The organism is Neptuniibacter halophilus, assembly GCF_030295765.1.
Lineage (GTDB): Bacteria > Pseudomonadota > Gammaproteobacteria > Pseudomonadales > Balneatricaceae > Neptuniibacter > Neptuniibacter halophilus.
In genome coordinates, this window is the sequence record NZ_AP027292.1 from 1,279,053 (window position 1) to 1,295,813 (window position 16,761).

The following is a 16,761-nucleotide window of genomic DNA, read 5'->3' on the forward strand; positions in this document are numbered from 1 at the left end:
TCACCCAGAGCCGGCGCAACATCCCGGTACAGCGACGCCCGGGTAAGACCTCCGGAGCATTCCTGAATAACGCCGCAAATGACAATAACAGGCAACATAGTGAGGATTGGCCATGGCCCTTAAACAGGTTTCACTGGACGATAAATACATAAAACAGACCGGCACACTTTATATGACCGGTAACCAGGCCCTGGTTCGACTGCCCTTACTGCAGAAGCAGAAAGACCAGGCTGCCGGACTCAACACCGCCGGTTATATTTCCGGCTATCGCGGCTCGCCGATCGGCACCTATGATATGGAGTTGTCGAAGAACAAAAAGATGCTGGAAGCCGCCGATATCATCTTTCAGCCGGGCGTCAATGAGGACCTCGCCGCCACTGCGGTATGGGGTACTCAGCAGATCGAATCCGAAGCACAGAAAAAATTCGATGGTGTTTTCTCCATCTGGTATGGCAAAGGCCCGGGCGTATTCCGCTCCGGTGACGCGATCAAGCACGGCAGTTTCTTTGGCGCTTCCAGACATGGCGGCGTCCTGCTGATTGCTGGTGACGATCATGTTGCCAAATCGTCAACCATCGCCCATTTTTCTGAACCGGAGATGATCGCCAACGGCTCACCAATTTTATACCCCTCCAGCGTACAGGAGGTGATCGACTACGGGCTGATCGGCTGGGCGCTGTCCCGATACTCCGGAGCCTGGGTAACCATGAAAGTGGTGAATGAAACCGTCGAGGGTACGGCAACCATTGAGCTCGACCCGAGCCGCGTTGAGTGCCGCGAACCCGAAGGGCTGGAGGTACCGCCAGAAGCGCATTTTGTGCCACCTCAGGGCGGTCTGGGCCCGGCAGCCACCGCTGAACGCATGGCTTACAGCGGCCGAATTCCGCTGGTGAAAGCCTTTGCCCGTCTCAACAAACTGGATCGTATCACCCTTGAAGCGCCACAGCGCAAACTGGGTATTATCAGCAGCGGCAAAGTCTATCAGGATATTCTTCGCGCCCTGCAGTTGATGGGTATCAGTCTGGAACAGGCGCAGCAGATGGGCATCAGCCTGTATAAGATCGCTATGCCCTGGCCACTGGAGGATCAGGGTCTGGCCGAGTTCGCCGAAGGCCATGATGAACTGCTGGTCATTGAGGAGAAACTCCCCCTGATGGAGGGACAGATCGCCGATCAGTTGTTCAACTGGCCGGCAGAGAAGCGCCCCCGCCTTATTGGTAAAAAGGATGAACAGGGCCAACCTGTCCAGAAAACCTATGGCGCGGTTTCACCGGGAGAACTGGTCGCCCTGATCCGTGACCGTCTGGCCGCCAATCAGATGCTGGATGATCAGACCGAGGCCAACTGCGATCGGTACCTTGCCACGATTCGTGGTGGTTGCGGGGCGATTATTCCGCAACTGGTGCGTATTCCCTACTTCTGCTCCGGCTGCCCGCACAACAGCTCAACCAAAGTCCCGGAAGGCTCCAGAGCGATGGCCGGAATTGGCTGTCATGCCATGGCCGGGTTTATGAACCGTAACACCTCCTTCCCGACCCAGATGGGAGGTGAAGGACATAACTGGGTAGGCCTGTCACACTTTGTTGAGGATAAACACCGCTTCCAGAATCTGGGCGATGGCACTTATACCCACTCGGGGCTGCTGGCTATTCATGCTGCGGCCGTACAGAAAACCAACATTACCTACAAAATTCTTTATAACGACGCCGTCGCCATGACCGGCGGTCAGCCGGCTGAAGGCCAGTTAACGCCGCAGCAGATCAGCCAGCAGGTCAGTGCTCTGGGCGCGAAACGGGTCGTGGTCACCAGCGATGATCCGGAGCGTTACAAAAACCAGCCGGCCTTCGCCAGCGGCGTCGAGATATACCATCGCCGTGAGCTGGACCGCCTGCAACGCGAACTTCGCGACACCAAAGGGGTAACCGTCCTGATTCACGACCAGACCTGTGCCGCTGAAAAACGTCGTCGCCGTAAACGCGGGCAATTCCCTGACCCGGACAAGCGGATGTTTATCAACGATCAGGTCTGCGAAGCCTGCGGTGACTGTTCGGCACAGGCCAACTGCGTCAGCCTGCAAACCCGTAAAACCGAACTCGGTAACAAGCGGGTGATCGACCAGTCCTCCTGCAACAAAGATTACCGCTGTGTGGATGGTTTCTGCCCCTCTTTCGTTACCGTAATAGGCGGCAAGCTGCGTAAAACCGAAACCACACAACTGGGCGATATTCTCAGCCGCGAACTGCCAACCCCGGCACTGCCGGAGTTTGATCACAGCTACGCGGTCATGATCAACGGTATCGGCGGTACCGGCGTTGTCACCATCGGCGCCGTTCTGGGAATGGCGGCCCATCTCGAAGACAAAGCGATATCAATCTACGATATGACCGGTTTTGCGCAAAAAGGCGGCGCTGTACAGAGCCATCTGCGCATTGCCAGGCATCAGGAAGATATCACCAGCCTGCCGATCGGCCCCGGCGATGCAGACCTGATTCTGGGGTGTGATCTGGTGGTCACCGCCAGCGAAAGCTCCATGCGTTCAATCCGTGCCGGCCACACCCGGGCAGTCCTCAACACCGATCCGGTCGCGACTGCGGCGCTGCAACTGGTGCGCGATTTCGAACTGCCGACACCGGTGCTGATTCAGGGCATCCAGAAAGTGCTCGGCGACCGGGTGGCCAGCGTCGATGCCAGCAAAATTGCCAATGCCCTGACCGGCAACAGCATTGCCGCCAACATGTTTATGGTCGGCTTCGCCTTCCAGAAAGGCTGGCTGCCTCTGTCGGCAGAAGCCATTCTCAAGGCGATAGAGATCAACGCGGTATCCGTTGAATTTAACCAGCAGGCGTTTCGTCTCGGCCGGCTCGCGGCCCATGATCTCAACAGCCTGACACAGTTGATCGATGCCCAGCTTGCCGCATCCAGACCAGATCTGGCAGCCTCGCCGGAAGAGGCATTACAGCGTCGCATCGATCACCTCACCGCTTATCAGGATGAATCTTACGCACAACGCTATCTGCAACTGGTAGAACAGGTCCGTCAGGTCGAGCAGGAGAAAACTCCGGGCCAGCATCTGCTGTCTGATGCGGTGATACGTAACTACTTCAAACTGATGGCCTACAAAGATGAGTACGAGGTCGCCCGCCTGTATACCGATGGTCAATTCCAGCGCAAACTGGAGCAGCAGTTCAGTGGCGACTACAAACTTCGCTTCAATCTCGCACCGCCACTACTCAACAAGCGCGACCCGCAGACCGGACACCTGCGCAAACAGGAGTTCGGCGGCTGGGTACTGCCGCTGTTCCGCCTGCTGAGCAAAATGAAAAAGCTGCGGGGCGGACGTCTGGATCTGTTTGGCTACACCGCCGAGCGCCGCAAGGAACGCCAGTTGATCATTGACTACCGGAATACCATTGAAGCGCTGCTGACACAGCTCGCCGAAGGTAATCTGGATATCGCGGTAAAGATTGCCAGACTACCGGAAGAGATACGTGGCTATGGTCACGTTAAAGAGAAGGCGATTGCCGAAGCCGAAGCTCAGCAAAAACAGTTGCTGGACGCGTTCAGTAAAGCGGATCAGCGGATCGCCAGCGATCAGCAACCGCAGTTCTACAAAGCCGGCTGATCACCTGCCACCCGGGCCTCGTAAGAGGCCCGCATACCCTGTCGCAAACTATCAAGCGACACACATCTTATGTCAATTCAGATCTCCTGAGCCCCTGTAGGCTGGGAAAAAATAATAATGGGCACACTCCACACGCCCTGATGGAGACGCTACCTGATGAATAAAAAACTTCTGGCCAGCCTGATTGCGCTGGCAGCCAGCTCCGCCACAACGCTCAACGCAGCACCCACTCAGTTGTACTGGGGTGACACCCACCTGCACACATCCTATTCCGGTGATGCTTTTGCCATGGGCAATGAAACCGCAGATCCGGATACCGCTTACCGCTTTGCCAAAGGTGAGCCCGTTATCCATCCCTATAACCGCACCCGGGTGCAGTTAAACCGGCCGCTGGATTTTCTGGTCGTTGCCGACCACGCCGAATATATGGGCATGATGCAACTGATCCGGGAAAACAGCCCCCTGTTGAAAGAAACTGAGAACGGTCCGCGAATGATCGACCTGTGGCACAGCAAAGGCTCCAAATCGGTCTACTACGATGCAGCTGGCGCGCTGGTGAAAGGCAAGCCTTATCAGGACCTGCTCAGCGACACGATGCGCCGGCCGATCTGGGACCGCATCATCAAAGCGGCAGAAGATAATAACGAACCGGGTAAATTTACCGCTTTTATTGGCTGGGAGTGGTCCTCCATGCCCGGAGGTGCCAACCTGCACCGTATCGTATTCACCGATAAAGGCGAAAAAGAAGCCAAAAGCTTCCTGCCCTACTCCTCGGCCGACAGTAACCGGCCTGAAGATTTATGGAACTGGCTGGAACAGACCTCAAAGTCCAGCAACGCTGATTTCGTTGCCATCCCGCATAACTCAAATATCAGTAACGGGCTGATGTTTAACCGGGTCGACAGCTATGGCCATCCGATCAGCGCTGACTATGCGCGTACCCGGATGCGCTGGGAACCGGTGGCCGAGGTCACCCAGATTAAAGGCGACTCAGAAGCCCACCCGAGCCTTTCTCCGGATGATCCATTCGCCGATTTCGAACAGTTCGAACACGTAATGAGTTTCGGCGCAGGGGCCGTGAAACAGGCTGACCAGACTGGCAATTACGCCCGCAGCGCACTCAAACGCGGTCTGGAAATTGAGGCAGAAACCGGCGCCAATCCATTTAAATTCGGCATGATCGGCTCAACCGACTCACACACCGGTTTAACTACCGCCTTTGAACCTAACTTCTGGGGCAAATTCGGTATCGATTCAATCCCGGAAAATCTCGATCAGGAAGCCACCCCGCAGGCTGATGGCTGGAGTATGTCTGCCGCTGGCATGGTGGCGGCCTGGGCCGATCAGAATACCCGCGAGAGTATCTTTGCGGCCTTTAAACGCAAAGAGGTCTATGCCACCAGCGGTCCGCGTATTCAGGTACGCATGTTTGCCGGTTTCGACTTCACCCCTGCCGATGCCGAAACCCATGATCTGGCGGCCACCGGCTACCGCAAAGGCGTTCCTATGGGTGGCGATCTGAGCAAGGCCCCTGCCGGTAAAAGCCCGAACTTTCTGATTCAGGCGGTAAAAGACCCACGCGATGCCAACCTTGACCGGGTACAGGTCGTTAAGGGCTGGCTGGATGATGCAGGCAACAGCCATGAACAGGTCTTTAACGTCGCTCTTTCCGATAATCGGCAAGACCTCGGAGCCGACACCCCGACGGTCGGTAATACCGTCGATCCGAAAACCGGACGTTACAGCAACAATATCGGTGCTGAAGAGCTGGTTACTGTATGGCAAGACCCGACTTTCGATCCCAACCAGCGAGCCTTTTACTACCTCCGCGTTCTGCAAATTCCAACGGCACGTCATACCATGCTGAGTGCTGTAGCACTGGGTAAACGGATCTCTGACATGAAACAACCGTCAACGATTCAGGAACGGGCTTATACCTCTCCCATCTGGTATACACCCTGAACCCGGCCTGAGAAGGATTCGTAGCCATGAAAACCACGCTGTGCTCCGTGCTGCTGGCCAGTTCGCTGCTCTCCTCTGCCCAGGCGGCGGAGGGCTCATACTCACCTCTGGCTGGCACCCATTACCCGCAACAGGTGTACTGGGGCGATACCCACCTGCACACATCCTACTCGTTTGATGCAGCGATGATGGGCAACCGGGGCCTGAGCCCTGAAGAAGCCTATCGTTTCGCCCGGGGTAAGGAGATTACCGCTCATAATGGCATGAGCGCCCGCCTCAATCGCCCGCTGGACTTCCTGATGGTGTCAGACCATGCCGAGTACCTCGGGCTGGTGCCGATGCTCGCTGCAGGTAACAAACAGCTCCTGAGTGATCCGACAGGCAAGCGCTGGGACAGCATGCTCAGAGCTGGCGGAAAGGAGTCCCTCAAAGCATTGCTGGAAATGAACGTCGACATCGGTGAAAACCGCAAAAGCCTGAGTAATATTCAGGTTGAGCGCAGCGCCTGGGATGACATCACCCGCATCGCTGATCATTACAATGATCCGGGCAAGTTTACGGCATTCATCGGTTACGAATGGACTACGATGCCGGGCGGCGACAACCTGCACAGGGTGGTGCTGTTTGCCGATGACGCCAGCCTGGCCGGGCAGATGCTGCCCTTCTCCGCCTTCGACAGTGAAGATCCTGAAAACCTGTGGAATCACCTGCAGACCTATGAGGACACGACCGGAGGGCGGGTACTCGCCATTCCCCATAACGGTAATCTCAGTAATGGCCTGATGTTTGCGCTGACCGACCGGCAGGGCAACAGCCTCAACCGCGCTTACGCCGAAACCCGAAGCCGCTGGGAACCGGTGGTCGAAGTCACCCAGATAAAAGGCGACGGAGAGACCCACCCGACACTCTCACCCGCTGATGAATTCGCCGACTTTGAAACCTGGGATAAAGGCAACCTGAGTGCATTATCTGCCAAGCAACCGGCCATGCTGCCCTATGAATACGCCCGTTCGGCGTTGAAGCTGGGCCTGCAGCAGGAAGCACAACTGGGCGTTAACCCCTTCAAATTCGGCATGATCGGCAGTACCGATGCGCACACCAGCCTGTCCGCTGTTGAAGAGAATAATTTCTGGGGCAAATTCAGTATGTTTGAGCCCAGCGCTAAACGCGGGGAAATTGCAGCCTATACGGCGGGCAAACAGAACAAAGTCTATAGCCTGACCGTAGATGAATCAGTCGCCTCAGGTTACGCCGCTGTCTGGGCGCAGGAAAACACCCGTGAATCCCTCTTTGATGCCATCAAGCGACGGGAAACCTACGCAACTACCGGCCCCCGCATAACCGTGCGATTTTTTGCCGGCTGGGAGTTTGCCGGCAATGAAGCTGACTATCCGGATTATGTTGCCCGCGGTTACGCAAAAGGGGTCCCGATGGGAGGAGATCTGTCTGATGCACCCGCCAACACCGCGCCACGTTTCATGCTCAACGCCAGTCGCGACCCGGAAGGGGCCAACCTCGATCGGATACAGATCATCAAAGGCTGGCACGAAAAAGATGGCACGCTTCACGAGAAAGTTTATGACGTCGTCTGGAGCGGCGACAGACAACCTGACAGCAACGGCAAACTTCCCCCGGTAGGCAATACCGCTGACCCCGAACAGGCAACCTGGCAAAACAGTGTCGGCAGCGCTGAACTGAGTCAGGTCTGGACCGACCCTGACTTTGACCCGTCAGAACGGGCTTTTTACTACGCCCGGGTACTTCAGATCCCGACGCCACGCTGGACTGCTTATGACAAGAAACACTTTAACCACCCTTTACGGAGTGAGATGCCTGATGTGATTCAGGAGCGTGCTTACACCTCACCCATCTGGTACACCCCCACCGCGGAGAGAGAGTGATGTTTGGAAAATTGATTAAAGACCCTTTACTGCATTTCACACTGGCAGGCGCTGTACTCTTTGCGACCTATGAACAGATCGCTGCACCTGAAGAGCAGCTTGCTGAAAATACAATCGTGGTCGACCGTAACGCACTGCTGACTTTCATCCAGTACCGCTCCAAAGCGTTTCAACCCGAGCTGGCCTCAGCAAAGCTGGATCAGATGAGCACCGGAGAGCGGCAGAAACTGATCAGTGATTATGTGCGTGAAGAAGCCCTCTACCGGGAAGCCGAGGCACTGGGAATGAGCGAAAACGATTACATTATCCGCCGCCGCTCGGTACAGAAACTTGAATTTATCACTCAGGGCATGGCTGAGCAGTTAGTCGAAGCGGATGATGCTGCAGTCAGCGAGTATTTCGAACAACACCGTCAGGACTACTACGAAGAACCTTCGTACACCTTTACCCACGTGTTTATCCGTTCCGGTGATAACACTCAGGCAGAGGCATTGCTGCAGCAACTCAACCGTGAAGAGGTCGACTTTTCATCAGCCACAGGCTTTGGTGACCGCTTTCTCTATCACCGTAACTACGTCGAACGTACTGCGGATTTTATCGCCAGCCATTTTGGTGAGCAGTTCCGCAATCAACTCAGTCAGTTGAAAACCAGCCAACACCAATGGCAGGGGCCCTTGCGCTCAGAACACGGCTTACATCTGCTGTTACTCAGTGAATATCGGCCGGGCCGGGTTCCGCAGCTCAGCGAGATATCAGAACGGGTAGAACGTGATTACCTGCGTTGGGAACAAAAACAGACACAGGAACTGGCGATTCAGCAGATCGTGGAGAAATATCATGTTGAAACTCATCTCTAAGCTCACGCTGACCTGCCTGTTACTGTTATCGGCAGCAGCCTCAGCTCATGATGCCCGTCCGCTCTACCTGCAGATTGATGAACTGGAATCGGCAACCCCGGCTCACCACTACCTTTTGAAACTGCAGGTACCCCCTTCAGTAGACAGCAGCAACCGCCCCTACCTGATATTGCCTGATAGCTGTCTGCGTGAAGGGGCCGGCCTGCTGCTGCGAGTCCAGTGCAGTGAATCACTGGCCAGTCAGGTTATCGGCTTTCAATACCCCGACTTCAACCCCTCAATCAGCACCCTGATCCGGATCTCATTTCGCTCCGGCGAGCAATATCAAACCCTGCTCTCGCCCAGCGAAAGCCAATGGCAGGTACCGACCCAGATCGAAACCGGTCAGGTGATCAGTGATTACACCGTGCTTGGCATTGAACATATCCTGATCGGCTGGGATCACCTGCTGTTCCTGCTTTGCCTGCTGCTGATCTCCGGCACGCTGAAACGTACCCTGATAACCGTTTCAGGCTTTACCCTGGCGCACTCGCTGACGCTGGTGCTGACCACACTGGGAATAGTCCGTCTGCCAATCGCGCCGGTAGAAGCGGTGATCGCCCTGAGTATTCTGTTTCTGGCAGCCGAGATCGCCCGTGGCCGCAGCAATAGTCTGGCCTGGCGTTATCCGGTTGCCATTTCACTGTTGTTTGGACTGATTCACGGCTTTGGCTTTGCCGCTGTACTCGGCGAAATAGGCCTGCCGCAAACGGAGATGGTTACCGCCCTGCTGTTCTTTAATATCGGCGTTGAGATTGGTCAGTTACTCTTTATATTCAGTCTGATAGGCCTGTTTTATTTTCTCAGACGCATCCCTATACTGCCCCTTCCCGCTATTCAGCAGGTTATGATCTATAGCTGTGGAGCCCTGGCCGCGTTCTGGACAATTGAACGCATCGCCGGCTTCTGATCTGTCGCGTATGGGCGCCCTGCGCCCTGCGCTTAATCCCGAGGGAACGCCTGATGGCTAAAATGATCCATTCCATGATCCGGGTTTCCGACCTGGATCGTTCAATCCGGTATTATCAGCAAACACTGAACCTGCACCCGGCTGGCCGCTTCGATATGGAAGATTTCAGTCTGGTCTATCTGCGCAATGAAGAGAGCGAGTTCGAACTGGAGCTGACCTTCAATCGGGACGCAGAGGAACCCTACAGCCACGGCAGCGGTTACGGCCATCTTGCGGTTTCGGTCGAAGATGCACGTAGCTTTCATGCCCAAATGCAAGAACAAGGGTTCAACCCCACAGAACTGAAGGAGTTCGGTCAGGGCGAGCAGATCATGGCCCGTTTCTTTTTCCTCACCGACCCGGATGGATATAAGATCGAAGTGCTGGAACGCCTGGGTCGTTTTCAATAAGCTTAACTTTATCTGGATCAGGATTGATATCGCCATGCGCCGCCAAGAACAGGCTCCAACCATACGCAGTAGTGCCCTGTTAGGATTTACTGAACACTGTCGCCAGCACCGGCTGAACCCGGTCAAGATGCTCGAGCACGGCGGAGTTACCCCGGATGCACTGCACTCCAGAGAGCTGCGCATCCCCTACGAGGGGATGGTGCGTGCGCTTAACTATGCGGCCAAAAGTTCGGAAAACCCGCTCTTCTCAATGATGCTGTCCAGCAAAGTCGGCATCGAGGCACTGGGGCCACTGGGATTGATGGCGAGTCACTGCGAAAGCATCGGCGAGAGCCTCCGGGTCATTCAGAAATATTTCGATATACACGCACAGCACGTTACCCTGACGCTGGACGATTTCGGCGAAAACAGCGCCCTGACCTACCTGATCAACCTTGATAACATCGACGACATGAGCCAGATCACTGAGCTCGGTCTCGGTCGTGCCCTGAGTGTGCTGAGGGCGCTGGCACCCTCGATACCCATTACCGGGGTCAGCTTCCGCCATCCGGCCAACACTGCACCCGAGAGCTACATTCCGATCATCGGTATTGAGCCCAATTTCTCAGCACCAGAAAACCGAATACTGTTTCCAACCTCATTCCTGAGCAAAGCCCCGGCGCCTCCCTCAGAACGGGCACAACTCTACTTTGACTCGTTTCTGCAGCAACTGAGTGAAAGCCACGGCCATCAGCTACAGCCTCTGGTTATCAGGCTGATCCGTGAACTGATTCCCGCCGGTGAAGGCAATGCCAACTCGGTCGCCCGATTACTGGGCTTGCACACCCGCAGCCTGCAGCGCCAGTTAAAACTACAGGGTACTGATTTCCGCACCCTGCTCGAACAGGTCCGCTACGAACTGGCACAGGAAGCCCTGCAGGACCCGGAGATTTCCCTGGCTGCCCTTGCCCGGACACTCGGCTATTCCGAACTGAGCGCATTCTCAAGAGCGTTTAAACGCTGGAGTGGCATCGCCCCTCAACGCTGGCGGGAACAGGCCCAATCTGAGAGCATGTAACGGCAAAACAAGACAAAATATGTCAAACGCCTGACATTTTACGACAAGCATTGTTTATTTTTTGCCCACTATTATGCGTCCAGACCGCATGAATTCAGGGTTTTCGCCGTTTTATTGCACCATAACCGCCCATTTGACAAAAAATGGCACCAGATTGATCATTGACGACACTATAAAAATAAAAAAGATGATCACAATGACCTATACAAAGATACCGCCAAAAGTAAAAAGCAGCTCCCTGAGTGGCTACCATCAGGTGTGCACCCGCCACCATGTCAATGCGATGGAACTGCTGGCTCAGGAGGAGCTTTCCAACACCGTTCTCCGGTCTGAAGATATCATGATCTGCTACGACCGATTTGCCAGCCTGCTGAACCGTTCCGCCGATGCCGCCGATCATCCCCTGTTCGGTTTCGAACTGGCAACCCATCAGGGCCTGAAAACCTACGGTCCGCTGGGCCTGCTGGCCTCACAAAGTGCAACCGTGGGGGAAAGCCTGGATGTGATCCAGAAATATTTTCACTTCCATGCACAGGGCGTCAGCATCAGCTTCAGCGAACAGGAAAGGAATATGCATCTGGGGGTGAAAATCCAGATCGATCCGGGCATCTGTCAGATTCAGTTGATGGAGATGAGCCTGCTGCAGGGCTATAACGTCCTCAACCAGCTATCCCCGGATCTGGCCAGTTGCACCCGGATTCATTTCAAACATGAACCACTGGCGCCGCTGGAGGAGTATCAGAAATACACCCGCGCCCGGATCAGTTTCGGCACCGATAAGAACGAATTAATCTTTCCGGCGCATATCCTCAGGCAGAAACCCTCGGCCGCTTCAGAGGAGGTGAAACACTACCTTGAGAACTTCCTGAGCCGGGAATCTGAAGGTAAAGAGCAGCCCCTGAAACTGAAAGTTTCCAAGCTGATCTATGAGCTGATACCTACCGGCGAAGCCAGTCTGACCACCATTGCACCAATGCTGGGAATGAATGTGCGTACACTGCAGCGGGAGCTGCGTCTGGACGGCACCGAGTTTCGTGCTCTGCTGGATGAAGTACGCTTTGAAATTGCCCGAACCTACCTCGACCAGCACTACTCCATTACCGATGTGGCTCTCAATCTCGGCTACTCCGAGCTCAGCGCTTTCTCCCGTGCGTTCAAGCGCTGGTCCGGCATCACGCCTCAACAGTGGCGCAGCCAGACCTTTCGCCTTGCCGGCTGAGATGAAGGGGTAACCGTCCGGAGAACGGTTACCCCTGTCATCAAATGACAAATTGATAGTGTAAATTATCAAGCCCTTAAGCCTTCGGCACACTAACTTAACTGAAACGGTTCAGGCTCCCCGGCCTGAATACAGCCATCAGAATGAAGCGTGCCACTATGAAACAAAATCTACTCACAGCACTGCGAGACATCGTCGGTGATACAGGGCTTCTGACCGGCAGCGATGTCAGCCAGCGTCAGGACGGCTTATTAAATGGCCAGAGCTGTCAGGCTAAAGCGGTTGTCCGTCCCGCTGACAGTGAAGAGCTGAGCGCAGTCCTGAAACTCTGCCACCAGCACCAGCAACCGGTCACCACTCAGGGTGGCCTGACCGGACTGGTGGCCGGTGCGTTCACTAAAGCAGATGAGATTGTTGTCTCGCTGGAGCGGATGCGAAAAGTGATTGAACTGGACAGGGTCAACCGGACCCTGACCGTGGAAGCCGGGGTCACCCTGCAGGCTGTGCAGGAAGCAGCCGAAGCCGCTGACCTGTTCTATCCGGTAGATCTGGGCGCTCGCGGCAGCGCCACCATTGGCGGCACCATCGCCACCAATGCCGGGGGTAACCGGGTATTACGCTACGGCATGACCCGCGCTTCGGTCCTCGGTCTGGAAGCCGTTCTCGCTGACGGTACCTGCATCAGTTCACTCAACAAAGTGATCAAGAACAACACCGGTTATGACCTGCCACAGTTGTTTATCGGCAGTGAAGGCACCCTCGGCGTCGTCAGTAAAGCGGTGCTGCGCCTGCGTCCCAAACCCAGTGCGGAAGCCACTGCGCTGGTCGCGGTGCAAGACTTTTCCCAACTCAGCAAACTGCTTAATCTGGCCGAGTCGGGCCTTGGCGGCGGGCTCAGCTCTTTCGAAGTGATGTGGAACAGTTTCTATCGTCTGGTCACCTCCGGTGATCGGCACACCGCCCCCATGAACGATGAGTATCCGTTTTACGTCATTATCGAAACTCAGGGCAGTAACCATGAACAGGAACAACAGCGACTGGAAAGCCTGCTGGAAGCGGCTCTGGAAGCAGAACTGATCAGCGATGCCATCCTGACCCGGTCAGAAGCTGAACGCGAGAAGATCTGGGCGATTCGCGACGATGTGGAAGCCCTGCTCAATCTGTCGCCCGTTCATGGCTTTGATATCAGCCTGCCAATTCCTGAGATGGAGGCCTACCTGAACCAGCTTCAGCAGGCTCTCAGCCAGCACTGGCCGGATCATCATCAGGTGGTTTTTGGCCACCTCGGTGATGGCAACCTGCACCTGATTATCGGTAAGGTTCCCTACGCGGAAAAGGCCACACTGGACGAGCTGGTTTACGCCCCGCTGGCAGGCATCGGCGGCTCCGTTTCCGCCGAACACTGCATCGGTTATGACAAAAAGCCGTACCTGAAATACAGCCGTTCAGAGGCTGAAATTGAGCTGATGAAAACCCTGAAAAGGGCACTGGATCCGGCCAACATCCTCAACCCCGGCCGGGTTTTTGACCTCTGATCATCGGCTAAAAATACAACCCCAAAGAGCAGCATCGTCTGCTCTTTTTTGTTTGTCCCGGCGCACGCTTTCGCTGACATTTTATGTCAACCCCGAGGCATTAATTGTCAAGATGACAACCCCTTCCAGACCTAGCATGTAAACCAGCAAATTCATCCTTCGCTGCTAACTCTGCATCACCGAGCAGGCGAACCGGACCCTTAGACAATAAATACAACAAGGCTAAGACAGATGGGTACAAATAACCGAATCCCGACAGTTACACGACGGCTGTTCCTGCGCCGCGGACTACTGGCTCTTGGCGCCAGCGCCGTTGCTTCATCGATCAGTTTGCAGGCGATTGCTAACAGCGCTGCGACACTTCCTGAAGAACCGGCACTGCAAACCCTCAGCGCCGAAGAGTACCGCATATTATCCCGGGTCAGTGACACGATTATTCCACGCGGCGGCGCGTTTTCGCTGGGTGCACTGGATATTGATCTGGCATTTCGTATCGACGCCTATCTGGATGCCGGTGACGAGGTTTTGATGCAGGGGATTCGAGGTGCCCTGCTGTTTCTGGAACATAAAGCCCCGTCACTGATCGGGCTCGAAGGCACCTTCTCCGGGCTCCCGGCCGAACAGCGGGAAAGCCTGTTACTGACCCTGCGTGATGCCGGCGGCGATGCCACCGCAGTCTTTGTCGGCCTGCGCAGTCTCTGCATGTTTTATTTCTACACCGCTACAGAGGCATGGCCAGAGATCGGTTATGAGGGGCCACTGGTGAAACGTGACAAACCGGTCTATCCGCAGGTGGAGAGTTGATATGATTATTCAAGGACATGAAATTTTTGCACCCCTGAAGCTGAAAACCCATTCGGTCGTTATCGGCTCCGGTGCCGGTGGCGGGGTTGCCGCTTACCATATGGCCGCCGCAGGGTTTGAAACGGTGGTTCTCGAAGAAGGTGGTTACTTTCAGGCCCGGGACTTTAACCAGCGCGAAGAAGACATGATGCCGGCACTGTACCGCGGTGCCGGACGCCAGACCACCACCGATGGCATGATCTATGTCTGGCAGGGCTCCTGCTTTGGCGGTTCCACGGTGATCAACACCGCCGATGCGACCCCCATTGAGGCCGAAGTACTGCATCACTGGCAACGTCATTTCGGACTCGACCAACTGACCGAGGAGAGCCTCGCAGCCTCTTACGAGCGGGTATATAAAACGCTCAACGTTCACCGCCTTGAAGAGAAAATTCTCAACCGTAACAACAAGGTGCTGCTCGAGACCGCCAACCGACTGGGCTATAAGGCCGGCGTTTTCAATTCCAACCGGAAAAACTGTATCGGCAGTGGCTACTGTTTTCAGGGCTGCGCCTACGATGCCAAGCAGGGTACCAACCTGACCTATCTGCCGATGGCGTCGGAATTGGGTGCCCGCATCTATACCGACATGCGTGTCGACCGTATCGAGCGCCTGTTCGGCAACAAATACCGGATCCACGCCAGCGTCATCGCACGTGGCAGCCGCCAGATGCGCCATCCGGCAGTGATCGATTGTGAACGCATCATCATGGCCGCGGGCAGTGTACATACGCCGGCTATCCTGAAACGTTCCGGGTTTGATAAAGGCTTGCCGCAACTCGGCAAAAATATCTCCCTGCAGCCACAGATTGGTATCTCTGCGATTTTCCCGGACAGTGAAAAGATGACCTCCTGGCGTGGGGCACCGCAATCAGTCTATATGAGCGAATTTGACGACAACCGTGCTGAACATGGCCTCGGCGGATTCCGGATGGAAGGTGTCGGCGGAATGGCCGGAGTGTTCTCTCAATTCGCCAGCAGCATCGGCCACGACCATAAGCGGATGATGCAGCAGTATCCCAACACCCACTTCTCTGCCCTGCTGGTCCCGGATCAGCCCACCGGTACGATGGACTGGGAGTGGGGCCCGGATGGCAAAGTTAAACCCAAAATTCAGTACACCCCTACGCAAGAGTGGAAGCAGCGTTTCAAGCGAGGCTTCAGAACTGCCGCCGATTTTCTGTTTGAAGCCGGAGCCCGTGAGATCAACTGTAACAGCCCGGTATTCGGCCCGATAACCAGCGCCGATCAACTGTCACGGATTGATGATTTCCCGATCGAGCCGGGCATGGTCGCCCTGACCTCCGCCCATGTTCAGGGCAGTTGCCGGATTGGCCTTGATGCCAAACAGGGTGTGGTTGACCAGAACCTGAAGCTGCACAACCTCGACAATATCTATGTTGTGGATGGCTCAGTAATGCCCACCACTGCCTCCACCCACACCATGATTCCGATCATGGTGATGGCGGATCGTGCGATGCACAAACTGGCCCAGGGTGGTTAACCAAGACCTCGCGGCCCGGTTTCAGCACAGGGGCCGGGCCGCGTAACGATGTAAAGGATAAACCAATGCTGGAATTCAATACCCGTCGTGAGATCGCGCAAAAGATCTTCCACTGTTACCGCAACAACGAGCAGCTTCCCCTGCTGACCCGGAGCTATCCGGAGATGGATACTCAGGATGCTTACTACATTCAGGAGCAGGTCCTGAGCCATTTTGTTGCCGAAGGCAGCACAATCAAGGGCTACAAAATCGGCCTGACCTCGAAAGCCATGCAGGAGATGGTGGGCTCAACGGAACCGGACTACAGCACGCTGCTGAACGAGATGTTCGTGGATGAAGACAGTGTGCTTCCTGCAAACACATTTACCGATCCCCTGGTTGAGATTGAACTGGCTTTTGTCATCAAAAGTCCGCTACAGGGGCCGGGCGTCAATGCGGCTGATGTCATTCAGGCCACCGACTTTGTCCTGCCATCGATTGAGATCGTCGATTTCCGCGTAGCCCGCGCCCCCGGTATGGATGTGCGAGACACCATCGCTGATCTGGCAGCCGTTGGCCGGGTCGTGCTCGGCGGTAATCCGGTAAAGCTGGATCAGATCGATATCCGCAATGTTGAGGGAGAGCTGCTGATCAATGGTGAGGTTCTGGAAAAGGGCATCTCCTCAGCAGTGCTTGGCAATCCGGTGACCGCGGTCGTCTGGCTGGTCAATAAGCTGGCGGAGTTCGGCGTCGCCTTCCAGCCCGGTGATGTGATCTTCTCGGGTTCTTTCGTTCGTGCCCTGCCGGTTAAAGCAGGCGATCGGGTCTCAGCCCGTTTCGATAACGGTCTGGGTCAGGTCAATATAAACTTCGGCGAGGAGTAA

12 protein-coding genes are annotated in these 16,761 nt (G+C 55.5%); all 12 read left to right on the top strand.

All coding sequences use genetic code 11. The features are described from left to right. Positions 1–112 precede the first annotated feature (112 nt). Positions 113–3,622, top strand: coding sequence for an indolepyruvate ferredoxin oxidoreductase family protein (locus QUD59_RS05870; RefSeq protein WP_286240180.1), 3,510 nt, complete (start codon positions 113–115; stop codon positions 3,620–3,622). A 156-nt stretch (positions 3,623–3,778) separates the two neighbouring features. Further along, positions 3,779–5,584: a DUF3604 domain-containing protein gene (locus QUD59_RS05875; protein ID WP_286240181.1), complete on the top strand. Its 1,806-nt coding sequence runs from the start codon at positions 3,779–3,781 to the stop codon at positions 5,582–5,584. Positions 5,585–5,610: 26 nt separating this feature from the next. Then, positions 5,611–7,485, top strand: coding sequence for a DUF3604 domain-containing protein (locus QUD59_RS05880; RefSeq protein WP_286240182.1), 1,875 nt, complete (start codon positions 5,611–5,613; stop codon positions 7,483–7,485). Next, positions 7,485–8,342 (top strand): peptidyl-prolyl cis-trans isomerase, encoded by an 858-nt coding sequence (locus tag QUD59_RS05885; protein WP_286240183.1) that lies wholly within the window; start codon positions 7,485–7,487, stop codon positions 8,340–8,342. The genes QUD59_RS05880 and QUD59_RS05885 overlap by 1 nt, the downstream gene beginning before the upstream one ends. After that, positions 8,323–9,291: a HupE/UreJ family protein gene (locus QUD59_RS05890; RefSeq protein ID WP_286240184.1), complete on the top strand. Its 969-nt coding sequence runs from the start codon at positions 8,323–8,325 to the stop codon at positions 9,289–9,291. Before QUD59_RS05885 ends, QUD59_RS05890 begins: the two co-directional genes overlap by 20 nt. 53 nt (positions 9,292–9,344) lie before the next feature. After that, entirely contained in the window at positions 9,345–9,740 is a 396-nt protein-coding gene (locus tag QUD59_RS05895) for a VOC family protein (protein WP_286240186.1), read from the top strand. Positions 9,741–9,774: 34 nt separating this feature from the next. Beyond that, on the top strand, positions 9,775–10,797 hold the full coding sequence (locus tag QUD59_RS05900; RefSeq protein WP_286240188.1) for an AraC family transcriptional regulator: 1,023 nt from the start codon (positions 9,775–9,777) through the stop codon (positions 10,795–10,797). 196 nt (positions 10,798–10,993) lie between these two features. Continuing rightward, complete coding sequence (locus tag QUD59_RS05905) at positions 10,994–12,016, top strand: AraC family transcriptional regulator (protein WP_286240189.1); 1,023 nt, start codon at positions 10,994–10,996, stop codon at positions 12,014–12,016. A 158-nt stretch (positions 12,017–12,174) separates the two neighbouring features. Next, complete coding sequence (locus tag QUD59_RS05910) at positions 12,175–13,551, top strand: FAD-binding oxidoreductase (RefSeq protein ID WP_286240191.1); 1,377 nt, start codon at positions 12,175–12,177, stop codon at positions 13,549–13,551. A gap of 231 nt (positions 13,552–13,782) precedes the next feature. Beyond that, positions 13,783–14,355 (top strand): gluconate 2-dehydrogenase subunit 3 family protein, encoded by a 573-nt coding sequence (locus QUD59_RS05915; RefSeq protein ID WP_286240192.1) that lies wholly within the window; start codon positions 13,783–13,785, stop codon positions 14,353–14,355. Between the two features lies 1 nt (position 14,356). Next, on the top strand, positions 14,357–15,898 hold the full coding sequence (locus QUD59_RS05920) for a GMC family oxidoreductase N-terminal domain-containing protein (protein ID WP_286240193.1): 1,542 nt from the start codon (positions 14,357–14,359) through the stop codon (positions 15,896–15,898). Between the two features lie 65 nt (positions 15,899–15,963). Then, positions 15,964–16,761, top strand: coding sequence for a 2-keto-4-pentenoate hydratase (locus QUD59_RS05925; RefSeq protein ID WP_286240194.1), 798 nt, complete (start codon positions 15,964–15,966; stop codon positions 16,759–16,761).

Coding starts and splice junctions, on each gene's coding strand:
- QUD59_RS05870 (WP_286240180.1), top strand. CDS start 113: ATGGCCCTTAAACAGGTTTCACTGGACGATAAATACATAAAACAGACC.
- QUD59_RS05875 (WP_286240181.1), top strand. CDS start 3,779: ATGAATAAAAAACTTCTGGCCAGCCTGATTGCGCTGGCAGCCAGCTCC.
- QUD59_RS05880 (WP_286240182.1), top strand. CDS start 5,611: ATGAAAACCACGCTGTGCTCCGTGCTGCTGGCCAGTTCGCTGCTCTCC.
- QUD59_RS05885 (WP_286240183.1), top strand. CDS start 7,485: ATGTTTGGAAAATTGATTAAAGACCCTTTACTGCATTTCACACTGGCA.
- QUD59_RS05890 (WP_286240184.1), top strand. CDS start 8,323: ATGTTGAAACTCATCTCTAAGCTCACGCTGACCTGCCTGTTACTGTTA.
- QUD59_RS05895 (WP_286240186.1), top strand. CDS start 9,345: ATGGCTAAAATGATCCATTCCATGATCCGGGTTTCCGACCTGGATCGT.
- QUD59_RS05900 (WP_286240188.1), top strand. CDS start 9,775: ATGCGCCGCCAAGAACAGGCTCCAACCATACGCAGTAGTGCCCTGTTA.
- QUD59_RS05905 (WP_286240189.1), top strand. CDS start 10,994: ATGACCTATACAAAGATACCGCCAAAAGTAAAAAGCAGCTCCCTGAGT.
- QUD59_RS05910 (WP_286240191.1), top strand. CDS start 12,175: ATGAAACAAAATCTACTCACAGCACTGCGAGACATCGTCGGTGATACA.
- QUD59_RS05915 (WP_286240192.1), top strand. CDS start 13,783: ATGGGTACAAATAACCGAATCCCGACAGTTACACGACGGCTGTTCCTG.
- QUD59_RS05920 (WP_286240193.1), top strand. CDS start 14,357: ATGATTATTCAAGGACATGAAATTTTTGCACCCCTGAAGCTGAAAACC.
- QUD59_RS05925 (WP_286240194.1), top strand. CDS start 15,964: ATGCTGGAATTCAATACCCGTCGTGAGATCGCGCAAAAGATCTTCCAC.